Source organism: Gracilinema caldarium, assembly GCF_029265695.1.
GTDB classification, from domain to species: Bacteria; Spirochaetota; Spirochaetia; order Treponematales; family Breznakiellaceae; genus Gracilinema; species Gracilinema caldarium_A.
The window spans coordinates 62,991-80,322 of record NZ_JAJUHW010000002.1 but is presented as its reverse complement, the minus strand read 5'-3'; the positions used below and the strand labels follow the sequence as shown (position 1 = coordinate 80,322).

16 protein-coding genes and 1 tRNA gene are annotated in these 17,332 nt (G+C 45.7%); 8 read left to right on the top strand and 9 right to left on the bottom strand.

Translation table 11 applies throughout. The annotated features are described in order from the left end of the window. The first annotated feature begins 63 nt into the window (after positions 1 to 63). Positions 64 to 137: transfer RNA gene (locus Q7P68_RS01340), tRNA-Val, on the top strand. Between the two features lie 104 nt (positions 138 to 241). Further along, the gene (locus Q7P68_RS01335) at positions 242 to 901 is read left to right on the top strand and encodes a hypothetical protein (RefSeq protein WP_304221832.1); all 660 of its coding nucleotides are present in this window, start codon (positions 242 to 244) and stop codon (positions 899 to 901) included. Between the two features lie 4 nt (positions 902 to 905). Here Q7P68_RS01335 and Q7P68_RS01330 read toward each other — a convergent pair whose 3' ends face one another. The 5 genes from Q7P68_RS01330 to Q7P68_RS01310 form a co-directional block, all read right to left on the bottom strand. After that, positions 906 to 3,200 carry a polysaccharide deacetylase family protein gene (locus Q7P68_RS01330; RefSeq protein WP_304221829.1) on the bottom strand — a complete coding sequence of 765 codons (2,295 nt, stop codon included), beginning with the start codon at positions 3,198 to 3,200 and terminating at the stop codon, positions 906 to 908. Further along, positions 3,193 to 3,387 carry a hypothetical protein gene (locus tag Q7P68_RS01325; RefSeq protein WP_304221828.1) on the bottom strand — a complete coding sequence of 65 codons (195 nt, stop codon included), beginning with the start codon at positions 3,385 to 3,387 and terminating at the stop codon, positions 3,193 to 3,195. The genes Q7P68_RS01330 and Q7P68_RS01325 overlap by 8 nt, the downstream gene beginning before the upstream one ends. Positions 3,388 to 3,403: 16 nt before the next feature. Continuing rightward, complete coding sequence (locus Q7P68_RS01320) at positions 3,404 to 4,705, bottom strand: PhoH family protein (RefSeq protein ID WP_304221825.1); 1,302 nt, start codon at positions 4,703 to 4,705, stop codon at positions 3,404 to 3,406. A gap of 57 nt (positions 4,706 to 4,762) precedes the next feature. Then, positions 4,763 to 4,906: a hypothetical protein gene (locus Q7P68_RS01315; protein WP_304221823.1), complete on the bottom strand. Its 144-nt coding sequence runs from the start codon at positions 4,904 to 4,906 to the stop codon at positions 4,763 to 4,765. A gap of 72 nt (positions 4,907 to 4,978) precedes the next feature. Further along, positions 4,979 to 6,079: a M23 family metallopeptidase gene (locus tag Q7P68_RS01310; protein ID WP_304221821.1), complete on the bottom strand. Its 1,101-nt coding sequence runs from the start codon at positions 6,077 to 6,079 to the stop codon at positions 4,979 to 4,981. Positions 6,080 to 6,128: 49 nt separating this feature from the next. Here Q7P68_RS01310 and lepB point away from each other — a divergent pair, with 49 nt between their 5' ends. The 3 genes from lepB to Q7P68_RS01295 are packed head-to-tail and all read left to right on the top strand — an operon-like array spanning position 6,129 to position 10,248. Beyond that, positions 6,129 to 6,533 carry a signal peptidase I gene (gene lepB / locus Q7P68_RS01305; protein ID WP_304221818.1) on the top strand — a complete coding sequence of 135 codons (405 nt, stop codon included), beginning with the start codon at positions 6,129 to 6,131 and terminating at the stop codon, positions 6,531 to 6,533. Beyond that, positions 6,533 to 8,398, top strand: a complete 1,866-nt coding sequence (locus Q7P68_RS01300) for a penicillin-binding protein (RefSeq protein ID WP_304221816.1) — start codon at positions 6,533 to 6,535, stop codon at positions 8,396 to 8,398. The genes lepB and Q7P68_RS01300 overlap by 1 nt, the downstream gene beginning before the upstream one ends. Positions 8,399 to 8,400: 2 nt before the next feature. After that, complete coding sequence (locus tag Q7P68_RS01295; RefSeq protein ID WP_304221814.1) at positions 8,401 to 10,248, top strand: motility associated factor glycosyltransferase family protein; 1,848 nt, start codon at positions 8,401 to 8,403, stop codon at positions 10,246 to 10,248. A gap of 105 nt (positions 10,249 to 10,353) precedes the next feature. On the opposite strand, the gene Q7P68_RS01290 is transcribed toward Q7P68_RS01295, so the two are convergent. Continuing rightward, positions 10,354 to 11,565, bottom strand: coding sequence for a pyridoxal phosphate-dependent aminotransferase (locus Q7P68_RS01290; protein ID WP_304221811.1), 1,212 nt, complete (start codon positions 11,563 to 11,565; stop codon positions 10,354 to 10,356). Next, complete coding sequence (locus Q7P68_RS01285) at positions 11,558 to 12,397, bottom strand: hypothetical protein (RefSeq protein ID WP_304221809.1); 840 nt, start codon at positions 12,395 to 12,397, stop codon at positions 11,558 to 11,560. Before Q7P68_RS01285 ends, Q7P68_RS01290 begins: the two co-directional genes overlap by 8 nt. Positions 12,398 to 12,467: 70 nt before the next feature. On the opposite strand from Q7P68_RS01285, the gene Q7P68_RS01280 reads away from it, so the two are divergent. Beyond that, the gene (locus Q7P68_RS01280) at positions 12,468 to 13,619 is read left to right on the top strand and encodes an HD-GYP domain-containing protein (RefSeq protein WP_304221807.1); all 1,152 of its coding nucleotides are present in this window, start codon (positions 12,468 to 12,470) and stop codon (positions 13,617 to 13,619) included. A gap of 1 nt (position 13,620) precedes the next feature. Beyond that, positions 13,621 to 14,937 (top strand): hemolysin family protein, encoded by a 1,317-nt coding sequence (locus Q7P68_RS01275; protein WP_304221804.1) that lies wholly within the window; start codon positions 13,621 to 13,623, stop codon positions 14,935 to 14,937. Positions 14,938 to 14,956: 19 nt separating this feature from the next. On the opposite strand, the gene Q7P68_RS01270 is transcribed toward Q7P68_RS01275, so the two are convergent. Both Q7P68_RS01270 and Q7P68_RS01265 read right to left on the bottom strand, forming a co-directional pair. Next, on the bottom strand, positions 14,957 to 15,370 hold the full coding sequence (locus Q7P68_RS01270) for a threonine/serine exporter family protein (protein ID WP_304221801.1): 414 nt from the start codon (positions 15,368 to 15,370) through the stop codon (positions 14,957 to 14,959). Between the two features lie 3 nt (positions 15,371 to 15,373). Beyond that, the gene (locus tag Q7P68_RS01265; protein ID WP_304221798.1) at positions 15,374 to 16,135 is read right to left on the bottom strand and encodes a threonine/serine exporter family protein; all 762 of its coding nucleotides are present in this window, start codon (positions 16,133 to 16,135) and stop codon (positions 15,374 to 15,376) included. A gap of 82 nt (positions 16,136 to 16,217) precedes the next feature. On the opposite strand from Q7P68_RS01265, the gene Q7P68_RS01260 reads away from it, so the two are divergent. Further along, positions 16,218 to 17,330 carry a pyridoxal-phosphate-dependent aminotransferase family protein gene (locus Q7P68_RS01260; protein WP_304221795.1) on the top strand — a complete coding sequence of 371 codons (1,113 nt, stop codon included), beginning with the start codon at positions 16,218 to 16,220 and terminating at the stop codon, positions 17,328 to 17,330. Positions 17,331 to 17,332 lie beyond the last annotated feature (2 nt).

The following is a 17,332-nucleotide window of genomic DNA, read 5'->3' as shown; positions in this document are numbered from 1 at the left end:
AAACGAGAAATATCGCCGAGAGGCTTGACTTTACGTCCTACTTTATGATAGTTTCTCCCCATCGGGCGCTTAGCTCAGTTGGCTAGAGCGCCTCGCTTACACCGAGGATGTCGGGAGTTCGAGTCTCTCAGCGCCCAAACACATGGGGGTGTTCAATAATTTGTTGAACACCCCTCTTTTTTTCTAAAAAGTCCAATTTTTTAAATTGGCTAGATTGCTTATTTTAGAGTACAATACGGGCATGAACACGATAGAACTTGATGAACTTACACGACAGGGCCTCAAGAAAATGCCTGTCGATTTCTTTGACAATGTATACTTGGGCAACACCATTGAAAAAGCCTTAATACTGTGTATCGATATCCGTAATTTTAGCGATTTTTTACGCAGCAACGATGATAGGATCGTCTTTCCGCTCATACAAAGCTTTACAACAAACCTGCTTTCCTGTGTCAATCAATATGGATATAACTGTTCCTATTACAAGCTCATGGGAGACGGAGCGCTGCTGATTTGGGACGCTTCGAATCAAGAAACAATAGATTCGGCCCTTACCGTTTTTAATTCCTATACAGATTTTCTTAACGATTATCTTTTTCATCCCTATCCGAGCCTTGGGCTTGCCGGCGCTCTCGTTCAGGGAAAGGCCTATAAATACGAAATATCTGCAGAAGCATCACAGCTTAAGTACCGGGATTATATCGGTTATGGAGTAAACCTCGCCTGCAGGCTGCAGGGGATAGCCCCTAAGGATTCACTGATTGTCAACCAAGAGCTTGGGTTGACCGGTCTTGTGCCGGTAAAACCCTTTGTATGGAGCGATACGGCTCAGCAAACAGCATCGCTCAAGGGCTTACGGGATGAGGATCGAGACCAATTTATGCTTTACGATCGGCAGTAAACGTTTATTTTGCCTGCTCCATCAGGGTACTAATCGGCACAATCTGATAGCCTGCGCGCAGTAAGGCGTCTAGTAAAACATCAAGCTGATTAAAAAGATAATCGCCCCTCACATTTTCGTTTGCCCCAATCCGGATAGGTATGATAGACCCCGGTTTTTTTGTCTGTATAATATGATCAATCATTTCAGAAGCCGTACGATAAGGTACAAAACTTCTGCGCACATCGGTCTTACCGAGCCAGTCAAGAGGATCAATATCTCGACCCACTGTTTTATAACCCGCAGCAGCGGCTGTGGCTAAAAGTTCAGGCGAAAGCACATAATAGGGTGCATGCCAAAGGGCAGAAAGCTCCTTGCCAGTTGTTCCATAATACTCATCTTCATTTCTAGCCAGTCCTCGCTTGATAAACTGAGCATCCACACGGTATCGTGTATCTGATAAATCGATGGGAGCATAAAACAGTGAGCCAATCTCATGGCCAGAATTGCTCAGGAGGCGGGTTAAGTCGGCATAACGACGGATAAACTCGCCGTTTACAAAAAAAGTAGCCCGGATCCCGTAACGCTTTAAACAATCGAGTACGGTGGTAAGACCCTCCGGGGCATCAATGACGTCAAAGGTAAGAGAGATCGTGCGGGATCCATACCTTTTCCCATTATTAAAAACACCGTCTCTTGAAGTCCCTTCATCTTTGAGCGGAATATTACTGATAGTCTCGTATTGTAATCCGTCAATATTTATCAAAGGTCTAGTAGTTATATCATCCATGGCTCTAATCATAGGCAAATTCCGGTATGGACCGCCGCCTTGAATTTCTAGGTATACGCGAAATCTGTCTGAACTAACAGAGAGGGGACGCAGCTCCACTTTACCAGTACGGGGCGACCAGGCAAGACTTCCATCAGTGCTAAACCAGGTGTTGTCGGTCTTTGCAAGAATAGTTCCCGACTTATCTTCAAAACCATATGCATCTACTTGGGAGAGCCCAAGTATCTTACGATTGTTTGGCAGCTTGAAAAAATAAATGAATTGTATATCACCAACAACCAGTTCATCGTTATTAAGCCAGCCTGCACTGAGGGTCTTAGTTTTAGTAATAGTCTGGGAAAGCTTCCAGTCCCGATAGCTATATACAAAAGTTCCAGCATCCCCCCAGAGCACAGCTTTTGAACCATCGGGAGAAAGCAGTGCATCAGAAATTGATGGTAAAGTCACCGGAACAAAACTATAAGGCCCCTGATCTTTAGAGACATCCAGGCGGTATGCAAAGGCAATATCGTTATTGTCCGAACGAAGTCCCCAAATCGTTACAATACCATCGGCAGACCATAGGAGCTTAATATCCGAACAAAGGGATGGCAGAACTAAATAGGGATAAATAGAGCTCTGCCCTGTTTGAGAGGAAACAGCATTGGTTCCATCAATTAAAGGAAAATAAAAAATACTCTGCCCTGACTTTGATACGATAATTGCCTTTGAAGAAGGGTGTATCCAAAATAAGTCGAATGAAGGATCAAACGTAAAAGGCAGTATTCCAGCAACCTGGCCGATATCTAAAAAACTTGTGTAAAGGGACCGGGCAAACAGTTCGGTACTTCGTACCCTATAGATAGTCCTGCCATTAACATAAAAGAAGTCTCCCTGGGGTCCCCAATAGACCGAATTGATCTGTCCGTTTCCGATTACTCTAAATTGTTCGTCCACTGAGACTGAGCTGAGTGTAGCTATAGAAAAGTAGTATAACTTGCAATCTTTCGAATAAATAAAAACCCGGGAATCTCTGCTCCACTGGGCAGGAAAATTGCGTCCAGGCCGTTCAATACGAGATGAAACAGAAAATCTTCTACCGGTACTGACATCTATTAAAACTAAATTACCATATCCAGCGCTTACTGGTTCAATATAAAGAATCCACTTTCCATCTGGCGAGGCAGCCATGGCTTCCACCTGCCCAAATTGGATTGGAGCGCCATCGGTAAAGCCAGGAAATCCTGTAACCGACAGGGGGAGCCCGCCTGATATCGGAAAACGGTAGGCTCCAAAACTGTTTCGTATCTGGATTATTTTTCCATTATCTAGGAGATCAAGTTTTTCTGGAAATGCGGTAAGCATACTGCTTTTATTTTTTTCTAGATCCGCAATAAATAGTCCTTTCTGAGCACTTACACCAGGATTGGAAACTTGACCCGAATAGAGGAGACGCCCATCAGAATAAAGGTCAAGCCCTTCGAAAACTATGTCCGCATTGAGGCTGGTCAAGGATATAAAAAACAAAACAATTGTAACTACTCTATTCATTGCTGCTTCCTCTATTTAGATTATCTATTGTAATTTGGGAGCTTTCGATAATTGCGTCCAGTTCTTCCTCTAATTTCTGAAGGGCCCGCTCACAGGCTCTTATATGCCGCAATTTTTGCTGAGCTTCCAATACCTCCAGACTCTGAAAAGAATTGTCTACGATTTGCTGGAAACTTATTTTCACCATATTTAATCCTATTGTTTTATAATAACCGTGCCGCAAGCTCAGCCAGCTCACTCCGCTCGGTTTTCTGGAGAGTAATGTGGCCAAATAGCTGCTCACCCTTAAAAGCTTCTACCAGATAGGACAACCCATTGGAATTAGCGTCCAGATACATATTGTCTATCTGCTCTGGATCACCGGTAAGCACCACCTTTGAATTGGCACCGGCCCGCGAAACAATAGTCTTTATTTCATGGGGAGTAAGGTTTTGAGCCTCGTCTATCACAATAAACTGGGATGGAAGTGAACGGCCCCGAATATAGGTGACCGCTTCTACTTCCATATACCGTTCTTTGAATATCTGGTCCACATTTTTCATATTAGGACGTTTATTTATAGAAATTAGATACTCCAGGTTGTCAAAAATAGGTTCCATCCAGGTGGCTAATTTAGCGGCCTTTTCACCAGGAAGGTAGCCTATGTCTTTACCCAGAGGAACTATGGGACGGGAAACAAGGATGCGGTCATATTTTTTTTCTTCAACCACAAGATGTAAGCCTGCAGCCACAGCTAATAGGGTTTTTCCGGTGCCTGCCCTGCCGATTAAAGTTACGCAGGGAATATCAGGATTCAGCAATAGGTCAAGGGCTGCCCATTGTCGTTCATTCCTGGCTTGAATACCAAAACAGTGTTTTCGCTCATGGGGAACTATGTGCAGCGTATTGGCTTTCTTATCCCAACGGCCTAGAAAACATTGTTCTGGATCCGAAGCATGGGCATAGACATATTCGTTTGCCAGTAGTTTATCGTTAAATTGGTTAGAAACTGCCGAAGAAAAGGCTTCTGGAGAGGAACAGACTACATCTAAATCTCTGATACCGCCATAGAGTTCCGCCGCATTGACCTTCTGTTTTTCATAATCAACGGCCTTAAGACCCAGAACCGCGGCTTTAACCCTGGCATTAATATCCTTGGAAACAAAAAATACTGGCCTTCCACTCTGTAAAAGAGCAGCAGCCTGTAAAATAATTACATTATCGTTGCGATCCAGGGGCAGATCCGCAGGGGGCTCGCCGATTCCGCCAAAAATGACCCGCAGCACAGAGCCGTTTTCAAGTTTTACACCACTGCGGACATCACCGCCTTTGATCAGGGTATTGAAAAAACGGATAGCTTCCCGGGCATTCTTTCCCCGTTGATCCTGGTAGGTTTTGAGCTTATCAAGTTCTTCGAGAACAACCAGGGGAATGGCTATTTCCGAATCGCGGAAAGAAAGGACCGCTTCAGGGTTATGGATAAATACATTTGTATCAATGACAAACAGTTTATTGGATTTGAGCATACATCCAAAAGTTTACTACCGACTATGGATGCATGCAAGTGTTAGACTTAAGGAAATTTAGTTATTTGCGGTTATATTTTGGACCGTTATCTTTCCTTGAAGAGCCTGGTTCCCGGATACATCCGCGGAAGGTACATCATAGGCACGGATAAACGTCACCACCGCAAGCAAAGCGATTAAGACAAATACAAGCTGCCGCATGGAACCTCCTGTTCCCGCCTGCAGTATACCATCGGCGGGGTAATTTATGCAACAATAATCTATACCATTGGGTTATTTTCCCAAAACTTCTAAAGGATTCATAGTTCTTCCATTCTTAAAAAGCGCAAAATGCAGGTGAGGTCCAGTACTATAACCAGTGTTTCCCACCGTACCAATAGCTTGTTTTTGTTGGATCCGATCGCCTTTTTTTACCCTAATGGTATCTAAATGAGCATACATGGTCTGATATCCGCCATCATGATTGATGATGACATAGTTGCCATATACGGGATTAAAGCCAGTGGCTGATACTCGGCCATCCATGGCAGCACCAACCGGCACACCGAGATTCTGTGCGATATCTATGGCAGCATGGAAACGGCGTACCCCGGTGAATGGATCGTTCCGCCAGCCATAGGGACTGCTGATAGAACCGCTGATGGGAAAAACAAACAAGTTACCTAAGACGCGTTTTATCTCAAGAGCGCTTAACCGTGCACCGGGAAGAAACAGCTTTGTACCTGGACTTATGACATCGCTGCTTAAATCATTGGCGTCAAGGATAGCTTCAAGCGGTATGCCCCAGGCCTTGGATATTTTAGAAAGGCTGTCTCCCTTTTTTACCGTATAGGGAATCCCGTCCATATTGGGGATTTTTAGTATCATTCCACTGCGAAGGGAACGGGCACTGGTTATGTTATTAAGGGCAACTATTGCATCGATTGATAGATTAAAAGACTTGGCAATACCCAAAAGCGTATCTCCGCTGCGAACCCGGTAGGTCTGCCAGGCAAACTGTTCTGTCAGCGCAAGGGGAATCGTGTCCATATTGCTGCTTTCAGTTGTTTCTGCCTCGGTTTGAGCAATATAGGATTTTAAATAAGAAGAAACAGAAAGATCCGCGGGTAAAGAAAATGCTTCTCTGCCTGCAGCGCTCGGAGTCGTGAGGTATGCTGCTGCCATAGAAAGTACAAGACATGCAGCGGTGACGGCAAGGATCAATGGTATACTGCGGGATTGAGAAACTACCAGAGTTTCGGCGGGCTTAATGGAAACGGATCTGGAACGTATACCAGAATTGACCGGCTCTATGCGAAATCTGGGAACCGTAAGAGGAAGCGGAGTAAAACGCTTCCGCTGATGTATATGCTGTTTCCTAATTATTTCATTCATCATAGTAGTTTATCGACAGAGCTGGTTCAGTTCATTATACTGAGTTCTCATGAATATACCCCAAAGGGATAAACAGCTCGGCATTACAATAGTCGGGGCATTGTTCGTAGCGGTACTTATAAAGTTCTTCTGTTTCGATTTTATGATTGCAGAAGGGAATTCTATGGTCCCCACAATTCCTTCCGGGCAGGTGCTGTTCATCAACCGACTGGCCTATGGCTTTCGTTTTCCCTGGGCCAAGGTATATACACTCCGTTGGAGCTATCCACGAGTGGGAGACATCATTGTATTTTTGTCCCCCCAGGGTACAATCGCCGTAAAACGCTGCGTGCAATTACTGGATCAACAGTATATAATTGTTCATGGCGAAAACAGCGAAGTGTCCTATGATTCGAGGAATTACGGACCTATATCTGCTGAGTATGTACTAGGAAGGGTCGAAGGAATTAAATAATGGAAACAATTCCGCCGAATAAGGGACGATTCATCTTTTTTGTAAGCCTCTTCGCCCTGTTCATGCTTATTGTCTATATTCGTTATGCCCAGCTCATGCTCTTTCCCGATTCAGTAAGCCAAGGCATAGAAAAACCTAATCTTATTGAACGGGGCCCGATTTTGGATAGGAATGGTTCCATTTTAGCGATGCAGACCAGACTGGGTAACATTACGGTCTGGAAACCAGAAGCCTTAAACAACTTGGAACAAAGCGCTGCATTGCTCTCGCCTATTCTAGGAATGGATGAATCCCTTATTATCGACAAGGTAAGGCAATCAACCAGTTCATTTGTGTATCTAAAAAAACGGCTCGATCAATCGGTTTTGGGAAGCATTGAGCAATTAATAACTGAAGGGAAACTTCCTGGCATTGCGATAGAACCTGTCATGGGCCGGATATACCCAGAGAAAAATCTAGCCAGCACGCTTATTGGCTTTGTTGGGGATGAAAACCAGGGACTCGGGGGTATTGAATACGCCTTTGAATCGGAACTAGCCCCGCAGAACGGTGTATCCTTTGGAAACCAGCTTATTTTAACCATAGATACCAAAGTGCAGCAGAGTCTAGAAAGCATCGCAAAAAAGACATTGGAGGAAAACAAGGCAGAAGCGGTCATGATGATTGCCATGACCCCCCAGACGGGGGATATTCTTGGCTATGTTTCGCTTCCTAATTTTAATCCTAATGATATTACGGGCTCGACGGAACAGGAACGGATGGATCGGCCTGCAATCTGGGCTTATGAGCCAGGATCGGTTTTTAAAATATTTTCGCTTGCATCCATTATGGACACCGGGGCTGTCACTCCAAACAGCACTTTTATCTGTGATGGCCAATACGAACAAACAAGCTTAGGGGGAGAAAAGATAACCATTAAGTGTCTTGGAGCCCATGGAACAGTACGGCCCCAGGAGATAATTACCTATTCTTGTAACGCCGGGGCAGCCTATGCATCGGACCGTATAGATTCCCAAACCTTTTATCAAATGCTGCAGAATTTTGGTTTTGGTACAAAAACCGGTATTGGCGTTTCCGGAGAAACCAGCGGTTTTTTGCGGCCCGTTAACCGATGGTCCGCCAGATCGAAACCGACCATAGCTATAGGGCAGGAAATATCAGTGTCGGCGCTTCAGATGGTACAGGCTGCGACAGCTATTGCCAACGATGGAGTGCTTGTGCCCGCTCGGATAGTATCTCGAATCCTGAACCATGAAGGGAAACTGGTCCGCGAAATACAGACCGGCGTTCCCCGGCAGGTTATAAAACCAGAAACCGCCCGGGAACTGCGTAAATATATGATCGCTGCGGCCTCTGAGGCAGGAACGGGTAGACGGGCAAAAATCGACGACATATCAATCGGTGTAAAAACAGGTACAGCACAGATCATCGACCCTAAAACGGGGACCTATTCAAAAACAGACTACATTGCCAGCATTCTCGCCTTAGTTCCGGCAGAGCAACCATCGCTTATCCTCTACCTTGCAATAGTTCGTCCCAAGGGGGATTCCTACCTGGGAGGACGCATCGCCGCCCCACCGGTAAGAGAAGCCGCAGAAGAACTGGCTAATTATCTTGGGATTCCCCGGGGCAAAAGTCCCCAGGTAGATCACAGCGGAACAGTCAAAATTGCCTTTCCTCCGGATCTGGTTATAGGGGACGCAATGCCCGATTTACGGGGATTTTCTAAAAAGCAACTATTACCCCTTCTATTAAGGGATGACATAACTGTGGAAATAGAAGGTGACGGCTGGGTATTTAAACAAAATCCAGATCCGGGAACACCAATTACTAAAAACATGGTGATCCGTCTGGAGCTTCAATAATCATGCTTGCGCAAAACAGAATAGTACTGGAGCGGGTCTTCCCCGATCTTTATAAGGCTTTACAGCAAGAATGGGAAGGCTTTTCAGCACCTGGGTCAGAAATTGAGCTTGTTCCGACTCTTTCTGGGGATCTTAGTGTAAAATATCGAGGGATTTGGCTGCACTCAAGCCGAAACCCCCGGGAAGAATCACGACGCATACTGGCAGGAGCACTGCCGGCAACCGCTGAAGGGTCTAAACAACCCTTTATTTTATGTGGTTTCGGTTTAGGCTATCTGGCAGAAGAGATCCGGTATAAGTTTCCCGCCAACCCTTTAATCATTATAGAACCAAATACCTCTATTTTGCTTTCCGCCCTCGCACACCGAGATGTGAGCCAATTGCTCGGATCTCCGGGACTTATTTTTATTCTAGACCGAACTTTGGATGCCCTGCATGAAATTCTTTTACTATTTTCTGGCTCACCTCTCCTTATAATTTCGCGGCCTTACCGTGAAATTGAACCGGAATTATCTGAAACCCTGGCACGAATCGTAACGCTTTGGGAAACAAAACAGCAGGTTAACTCTGCAACGGTACATAAATTTGGCAAGCGGTGGGTCCGCAATATAATTGAAAACCGCTTTTCCATATTTGAACTACCGGGCATTAAAGATTTGGCTAATGCTTTATCCGGCACACCCGCCCTCATTCTTGCCGCAGGACCTTCCCTCGATGAGGTGCTTCCCTATCTCTCTGCAATCCATGAGCGCTGCCTTATCATTGCCGTAGATACCGCCCTCAGAGCGGCGCTTCGGATGGGGGTAGAACCAGACTTCGTTGTTGTGGTGGATCCCCAATACTGGAATGCCCGCCATCTTGATTTTTGCTCTGCCGACTCTAGCTGCCTGGTAACGGAGGTGGCCGTTTATCCTAGCGTTTTTCATCATCCCTTTAGGCAAACCCTGCTTTGTTCTTCCCTTTATCCTTTGGGTATGTATTTTGAACGAGCGGTAGATATAAAGGGGCGCCTCGGAGCAGGAGGTTCAGTGGCAACCACAGCCCTGGACTTTGCCCTGCACCTTGGCACAGGACCCATCTGGATAGGCGGGCTCGATTTAGCCTATCCGGATTACAAAACCCATTTTACGGGGGCCCTGTTCGAAGAACGGGCATTTACTCGATCAAACCGGTTACTGCCTGCAGAAACCCAATCGTTCCGCTCTCTTTTAGATGGACACCCCTTTTACGCTCCCTCTGCTTCGGGCGGAAAAGTACTGACCGATACAAGATTATCCCTGTATACAGCCTGGTTCGAAGCCCGGCTTCGCCAGCTCGCTCCCGGAAGCTGTAAAAGTCTTGCTCCTCAGGGCATTAAAATTAACGGACTTGAACTAGGAACTATCGAAGAAATTCTATCCCTGCCCATAATAAGAACCCATATACGCCAATACCTTTCGGACAAGCTTGAAAACCTAAAAACGCAGTATGCAAGCTACGAAGCGCAAGAAAAACGGCAGCTTCAATGGAAACGGATAGAGAGTGAACTCGTACATCACCTCACCTCTTTATGCCAGGAACTACAGAGGGGTTTACAGCTTCTCCAAAATCTAACAGAAGCAATACAAGAAGGATCCTGCAAAGATATTCAGCAACAGTTAGATGAGTTTGATAGGATTAACAATATGATCGCCGAGAGCCCTGTAAAAGACATTGCAGGTTTTTTATTTACCGATAACTTTCAAACAAAAAGCGAAGATTCTCCTCAAGACGAATGCAGGCAGATGGAGTTGTATCTTGCTTCGTTACAATCATTCTACTCAAGCTTATTGGAATCTCTCGATTTCCACAAAAAACTTTTTACATTGTAGTAAAGACCTGGAGCACAGTTACCGATAATAGGAATATCAACGGGGTATATTCCTCTGATAAGTGAGGCGGTGCGCACAACGACGTCCAGGCGCATCGCCTTTTTTTTATATTTGCTTGTAGGTGGCTAAGAACGTCCTGAGCCGGTTCATGGCATCGGCTATGGTTTCCTTATCGGGCAGAAAAACAATCCTGAAATGATCCGGTTCCTTCCAGTTAAAGCCAGTCCCCTGTACGAGCAGAATTCGCTGAGAGCGCAGAAGATCCATTACAAACTGTTCGTCATCAGTAATATTAAACTTTTTAATATCAATTTTTGGGAAACAGTACAGGGCTCCCTTAGGATTGGTAACAGAAAGACCTGGAATAGAGTTAACCAAAGAAACGCAGGTATCCCGCTGTTCCTTGAGTCGTCCCCCGGGAAGCACTAAATCCTTGATACTTTGATATCCCCCAAGGGCGGTTTGAATACCATATTGGGCTGGCACATTAGCACAGAGCCTCATATTAGAAAGCATTTCAAGGCCTTCCCGGTAGCCAGATATGATCCGTTTGTTACCTGAAATAACCATCCATCCAGAACGAAAACCCGCTGCCCGATATGCCTTTGAGAGACCATTAAAGGAAATGGTACAAATCTCTGGATTAATGCTGGCCATGGGGATATGAACCGCGCCGTCATAGAGGATTTTATCGTAAATCTCGTCGGCAAATACCAAGAGTTCAAATTCGGCTGCAATGGATGCAATACCTTCCAAAATGCTCCGGTCGTAGACCGCACCGGTCGGATTATTAGGATTGATGACTACAATTGCCTTGGTTCGGCTATTAACCTTGGATTTTATGTCCGCCAGATCCGGATTCCAGTCGGAATTTTCATCACACAGATAATGAACCGCCTTTCCCCCCGCCAGGGTGACTGCGGCGGTCCACAGGGGATAATCCGGCGAAGGGACCAGAACCTCATCACCCTCATCCAAAAGTCCCTGCATAGCAATCATAATGAGTTCGCTTACACCGTTTCCGATAAATATATCTTCCACGGTTACGTCCATTATTCCCTTGGACTGGAATTCCTGCATGATCGCTTTGCGGGCCACAAAAATTCCCTGTGAATCCGAATAGCCCTGGGCATTCTGCAGGTTAATAATAATATCATGAAGTATTTCATCGGGAGCATTAAACCCAAAGGCAGCAGGGTTCCCTATGTTGAGCTTGAGAACCCGGAATCCCTCCGCTTCGATTCTTTTGGCTTCCTTCATGACCGGTCCGCGAATATCATAACAGACATTATCCAGCTTGTGTGATTTATTAAACATGCGCATGCTCACTAGTCTCCTCATAGATAAACCTGGCTGCGTCCTCTAGAGACTTGCCAAGGATGATGACATGAATATCACTTTGAGCTTTTTTAAGCTCCTTGTTCCATGCATTCCGGTCAGGCAGTGTTTTTCTTATCCTCGTTTTGGCAAGTTCTGCCGATTCCCGAGCAGATGCAGCCTTATCGGGCAGGGCTCGCTGTATGGTGTCCCACAAAAAAAGAGCAGACAGGGCACACACCAGGGAATCCTGACCATCACGAGCCAAAACTACAAGCCGATCTGAGGCCTCAGCAAATTGTTTTTGAAGAAGCAAGGCAAAACAGAGGTACCATCGTTCCCATTCATTTTTAAGCCCCTTGGTCCGCTCCTGTTCTATAAAAAGCTCTTTTGCCCCCTCATGATCTCCCTTCAGAATATGTGACAAGCCAAAAAGGAGCCTGTTTCCTGAAAGCAGAGAGGGCTTTTCTTTTTTCAGAACCGATTCCAGATTTATGACACCCTGGGGATCCGACATAACCAGGTAGCTATGAATAAGCAGTTTTACTAATCTTTGGGAATAACGGCGCTGTTTTATAACCCGATTCTCAAGGTACTGCACTAAAGCAGGCCAATCTTCCCGTTCAAGCAGTTCAAAAAGTTTACTATTGGACAAGAAAAAGCCGTCCAAAACTGCTAAAATTACCAGTAACAATAAACCCAGAGGCCAGCTTGTCTTCCAGAAATTAAGAGCAAATTCGGCGCCAAGGGCAAAAAAAGGCATGAGAAAAACAAAACAAAAGGAGAGAATGATGACCACGTTAAAAAGAATAAAAATTGATTTGAATTTCAATGCTATTCTCCTTTATAATTGTCGAAAATGATAGAGGAAAGTATGGTACGGGTCAACAGGGGTTCACTAAATGCAATCATATCCTATTAAAGATATTCCGGAAGATAGTTATTTTGACAAACCGGTTTTTTTGGATGGACGGTTTATTTTAACTGCACCGGAAATGCCCTTTACACATTCCCTGAGGAAAGCTCTTTTGCAATGGGAATTCAGAGAAGTGCAATCCGACGGAATACCAAAAGCTGAATATTCAGATATTTTAAATAGTACTGACGGAACCGCGAATGAAGAGAAAGAGATTGAAATAAAAAGCCAGAATGATAGTGAACAACTTCAGCAAGCCACCGATTTTTACCAGAAGTTTTTGCTTTATGTAGAAAACCTCTTTACCCGATATGCAACAAAAAACGATCTTAATTTTAAGGAAATCGCGGATAGGGTTAAGGAACTCTGCGAAGTAATACGGGAAGACCGGCGTTTCCTGCTCCGGGTGGAAATTCATCAATCTAAGACCCAAAATTTTCTTGCAAACCACACCGTAAAATCGACCATCATTGCGGTCGTTATTGGTTCATACCTTAAATTGCCAAGCCATCGGCTTATTGAGTTAGGAGTTGCCGCGCTGCTCCATGAAATCGGTATGTTAAAACTACCTCCCCAGCTTTATATGTCAGGCCGGCCCTTGAGCCCCCAGGAACGGAAGGCAATCCTTACCCATCCTATTTTAAGCTACAATATCCTTAAAAGTTTAGACTTTCCCCTTTCTATCTGTGTTGGTGCCCTGGAACACCACGAACGCCAAAACGGCGAAGGATACCCTCAAAAGCTCAAAGGGGACCGGATCAGTCTTTATGCAAAGATAATTGCCGTAGCCTGCTCGTATGAGGCCCTCACCGCTCAGCGCCCCTACAAGGACGCAAAGGATGGCTATACCGGCATGATCGATCTACTCAAAAATGTGGGGCAGCAGTATGATGATACCATAGTCCGAGCCCTGGTTTATTCCCTGTCAATTTATCCCATCGGCTTATACGTGCTTCTATCTAACAATAAAAAAGGTCAGGTAGTAGATGTAAATCCCGAAAACCCGCGGTATCCTATTGTTCAGGTATTCGGTGAAAAAACTCCGGATGGTAAAAACAAACTTATAGAAACTAGTCAAGCGGGGATACACATAATCCGGCCCCTTATTAAAGAAGAAGTGGAAACAATCCAAGAATAATATGGAATCTTCACCCTTAAGAGATATTCTCGTCATTTTTATATTGATTCTTGTAAACGGCTTTTTTTCATTGTCCGAAATGGCCCTGGTTTCATCCCAGAAATCACGTCTTCAGGCTAAGGCAAACAGTGGTAAAAAATCTTACAAAAGAGCCCTTGCTGCCAAGGAACAGCCAGGGCGATTTTTATCTACCATTCAGATAGGAATTACCCTCATCGGAATCCTGGCAGGAGCATTCGGCGGTTCTACCCTCACCGAGCCGCTTCGCCGCATCTTAGCCAAAATTCCCTATTTCGCCCCCTATGCCGAAGGTGTTGCGGTCACTATTGTGGTTATAAGTATTACCTATTTTTCGATAGTTTTAGGAGAGCTGGTTCCAAAACAGGTCGCACTTTCAAAACCGGAGACTATTGCATCCATTGTTGTTCCTATTTTGGAGAGAATAGCCCTCGTATTTAAACCCCTCGTTGGATTTCTTTCATTCTCTTCTTTCATATTACTGAAAGTCTTGCGTATCAAGGAAGCTCCCACCCATACCATGACCGAAGAAGAACTCCACATTGCACTGCAGGAGGGTCAGCAATCGGGAATAGTCTTAGAAAAAGAACGATCTATGGTGGAAGGTATTTTTTATCTCGGAGATAGGCCGGTAGAAACCTTTATGACCTATCGTTCTGAGGTAGAATGGCTTAATAGTGACACCTTGCTGTCATCCTTAAAGCATCGGATTCTTAATCCCAATAGTCCTAAATACTATCCCGTGTGCCATGAGACGCCTGATCAGGTTGCTGGTATCGTATCGAGGGAAGATCTCCTGGTTCATATACTTACGGACAGCGAAAAAAGTCTTAAACATATTATGAAAAAACCTATTTTTGTACCCGAAACGATGTCGTCCCTCAAAGCATTTGAGGTTTTTAGACGGGAGCAGGTTGATTATATTCTCGTTATGGATGAATACGGCGGGTTTTCAGGAACCCTGTCCTTACAAGACCTGATGGAAGAAATTGTTGGAGAACTTTCCAGGCCTGACAACGATGCGGAAGAGATTATTCTGCGTGAAGACGGCTCCTATCTCATGGGAGGAGCGGTCAATATAGATGAGGCAGCGGAGTTACTCGGTTTTGCATCGGTTCTTAAAGAACATTTTGAATTTCATACCCTGGCGGGCTTTATTTTAGAAATTGCGGGAGAAATTCCACGAACCGGGGCAAGCTATCATTGGAATGGATATATATTCGAAATTGTCGATATGGACGGCAATCGAATTGACAAGGTAATCGTAAAAAAGCCTGTGCCCCAGTCTGAAGAACAATAGATGCAATTTGAAATGATTCTCAGAGCCGTTTACTAAGCCGTGCAGCCGCTGAACCAATCGCTACCCCTGCAGCGATGGCCCCGGCAATGGTGAGGGTTTCAAAGCCGGTAGCGAGAGTTCCCGGCAAGTCTCCGGCAAGAGAACTCGCCAGGGTGTAATACATACCGCCCCCAGGAACAAGCGGAATTAGCGCGCATACTAAATAGGTTGTAGCAGGACGCCGTAAAAGACCTGCGAGCAGCTCGGCGTACAGCGCGATACAAATAGAAGCTAAAAAATAAGATACCCCCGAAACGGTTGCTGCGGCCGAAAAAAAGGAATACACGGCCCAACCTAAAGCTCCTCCAAGGGCTGCAAAAGGAACATGACGACCCCGAACATTAAATACAACCGCAAATGCGCCGGATGAAAGAAAGGCCCACAATATATCCATAGTTTACCTAATAAGAGAAAAGACAGCCCCTGCACCGATCGCCAAGGCTGCGGCGGTAATAACCGCATCAGTGAGTCGGGCAATACCGGCCACAAGGTCTCCCGCGATGGTATCCCTAATAGCATTTACCGTTGCAAGTCCTGGTACAAGCAGCATTATGGAGCCAATTATAGTCTTATCCAAATGCTCGGTTATACCTATCTGGACGGTTATTATCGACAGCAAGGCAGCAATGGCCCCGCCAATTATGGTGGTAATAAAATCTGGAAAATGCCAGCGCTGAAGGAGATAGGCAAAGGTTTTAATTCCCAGGCCTACAAAAAAGGCCCCGAGGGCGTCGAAAAGACTACCATGAAAAAGGAGGGTAAAAAAGAAGGCACTCATGGCCGCGGCAAAGAGTATAAAAACCGTACGATAGGGTTTTTCTTCATCAATTTCTAATAGCCGCTGTCGTACTTCCTTACAATCAAGATGTTTTTCTTCCGTAAGACGTACCAGGGTATCCAACCGGCTAATCCGATGGAGATCCACCACACGGCGGGTAATACGGCGCACCACGGCTCTGCTCATATTGTCCCGATCAACCAGGGATGCCATAATACCCGTAGGGGTCGCAAAGGCTTCTGCGTCTCCGTAACCCCAGGCATGACAGAGCCGTACAATAACATCCTCAGCCCGGTAGGTTTCTCCGCCCGCTTCCAGAATACGGCGGCCCGTTTCAGCGGCAACAATAAGCGGATCGAGAGGCTCTTCTGAGTTTTCCATAGATTTCTGGTGTACCCCGCCTTGGCGGATTAGGTCAAGCATGGTACCATATGTATTAAGCAAAATAACAAGGAGGCTTCCTATGAACGCATTACAAAGTGTTTCAAAAACAATTTTGATGGGCCCGGGACCATCCTGTGTTCATCCTCGAGTGTATGAAGCCTTGGCTTTACCCACTATTGGCCATTTAGATCCCCGGTTTATCAATATTATGGACGAAATAAAGGTAATGCTTCGTCAGATCATGGGTACAAAGAATGAAATTACCCTCCCCATGTCGGGCACCGGTTCGGCAGGCATGGAGGCGGCTTTTGTCAATCTGGTTGAACGGGGAGATAAGGTCCTTGTCCTCGTAAACGGAGTCTTTGGAAAACGCATGGTCGAAGTGGCCCGCAGACTAGGGGCTGATGTAGAGGAACTGGAGTTCACCTGGGGCACTCCAGTAGATCCCGATGTGGTAGCAAAAAAAATAAAAGAAAAGAACTGGCAAATCGTTGCGGTTGTGCATGCAGAAACTTCCACCGGGGTACGCAATCCGGTAGAACAGTTGGGGAAACTCGTACATGAAGCGGGGGCCCTGTATATTGTGGACGCGGTCACGAGCCTCGGAGGCATACCGGTGGAGGTGGACGCGATCGAAGCGGACCTATGTTACTCCGGTACCCAGAAATGTTTATCCTGTCCGCCGGGACTTGCCCCCCTTACCATTGGAGAGCGGGCTATCAGCAAGCTTAAAAACCGTGCAACCAAGGTTCCTAACTGGTATCTTGATATATCAATGATTATGGATTACTGGCAGGGAGCAAAACGGGCATATCACCATACGGCGCCCATCAATATGATCTATGGACTCCATGCAGCCCTGTCGGTAGTATTGGAAGAAGGGCTTCCCCAGGCTTATGCGCGGCATCAGGAAATGCATGAACGGCTTGTACAGGGCTTGGAGAGTATTGGACTCACCCTGCCCGTGGATCCCCAGTTCCGTCTCCCCATGCTGAACGCCGTAACCGTGCCCGATGGTGTAGATGAGGCTGCGATTCGCAGAGCCCTCCTGGATACTTATAACATAGAAATTGGGGCAGGCCTTGGCCCCCTGGCGGGTAAAATTTGGCGCATCGGGCTCATGGGATACACGGCTCAAAAAGAAAATGTAGACCTGGTAGTAAGTGCTTTAAAAAACATTCTCAAACACTAGGG